Genomic DNA, 1352 nt, shown 5'->3' with positions numbered 1-1352 from the left:
TGAACCGCCCCGGGTTTGGTGCCCACCATCTTTCTTGGGAAGGATGGGCAGACCATGCCTGCGAAGTACGACGAAGCGACCAAGGCCAAAGCTGTCCGGCTGGTCGTCGAACACCGTGACGACTACGACAGCGAGTGGGCCGCGATCACCGCGGTCTCGTCCCGGCTCGGGATGACCGCGGAGACCCTGCGGAAATGGATCCGGCAGGCAGCGATCGACACCGGCACCGCCGAAGGCGTCTCGACCGAGTCCGCGAAAGTGATCAGGGAGCAGAAACGCAAGATCGCCGAGCTGGAACAGACCATCGAGATCCTCAAAGCCGCAACAACTTTCTTCGCGCGGGAGAGCGACCCGCGACACCGGTGATCTGCGCGTTCATCGCCGAGCATCGTGCTCGGTTCGGGGTCGCTTCGATCTGCCGGGCGCTGACCGCGCACGGCGTCAAGATCGCCCCGAGAACCTTCCACGCCTGGGCACGGCGCGCGCCGTCGAAAAGGGCCTTGTGGGATACCACGGTCACCGAGATCCTCGCCGGCTACTACGAGCCCGGCCCCGACGGCCGGCGGGCGCCGGAGTCGCTCTACGGCGCCGAGAAGATGTGGGCTCACCTGCAACGACACGGCATCGCGGTCGCTCGCTGCACCGTGGAACGGTTGATGCGCGAACACGGGTGGCGTGGTGTCACACGCCGCAAGAAGGTCCGCACCACCGAGCCGGACCCGGCTGCGTCGCGGGCACCGGACCTGGTCGACCGGCAGTTCCGGGTCCCGGGACCGAACATGCTGCTGGTCGCGGACTTCACCTACGTCCGCCTGGTCACGGGCGTGTTCGTCTACACCGCGTTCGTCATCGACGCCTACGCCGGCCGGATCCTGGGCTGGGAATGCTCGACCAGCAAAACCACCGGCTTCGTCGAATCCGCGATCCGCCAAGCCGCCGCGATCCGCGCACGGGAAGGACATCCGCTGGCGGGCAACACCATTCACCATTCCGATGCCGGGTCTCAATATACGGCTTGGCGGCTCGGGGACACGCTCATGCTGTCGGGCATGGTCCCGTCGATCGGATCGGTGGGTGATGCCTACGATAATGCGTTGGCGGAGACCACAATTGGGCTCTACAAGACCGAAGCGATTCGGGACGACTCACCGTTCCGGCGCGGCCCGTTACGCCGCCTGGCCGATGTCGAACTCCTGACCGCCGACTGGGTCGGCTGGTTCAACAACACCCGGCTGATGCATCGCCTCGGCCGCAAACCGCCGGTTGAGTTCGAGGCCGACTACTATGCCGACCTGACCCAGCAACCCGCCGGAGTCAGATAACCGGGTGCGCATCAATCGCGGGGCGATTCA

The 1352-nt window shown here is 65.8% G+C and carries 1 protein-coding gene; it reads left to right on the top strand.

Annotation, left to right across the window (positions count from 1 at the left end; all coding sequences use genetic code 11):
• The first annotated feature begins 54 nt into the window (after positions 1 to 54).
• Positions 55 to 1322, top strand: a protein-coding gene (locus EBN03_RS33510; RefSeq protein WP_122192183.1) for an IS3 family transposase whose coding sequence is annotated in 2 segments (ribosomal slippage) — positions 55 to 328 and positions 328 to 1322 — 1269 coding nt in all. Because the reading frame shifts where the segments join, the coding sequence is not laid out codon by codon here.
• The last annotated feature ends 30 nt before the right edge of the window (positions 1323 to 1352 follow it).

Source organism: Nocardia stercoris (assembly GCF_003696265.1).
Lineage (GTDB): Bacteria > Actinomycetota > Actinomycetes > Mycobacteriales > Mycobacteriaceae > Nocardia > Nocardia stercoris.
Note: the sequence above shows the minus strand (reverse complement) of the source record. Positions and strands in the feature narration are given on the sequence as shown.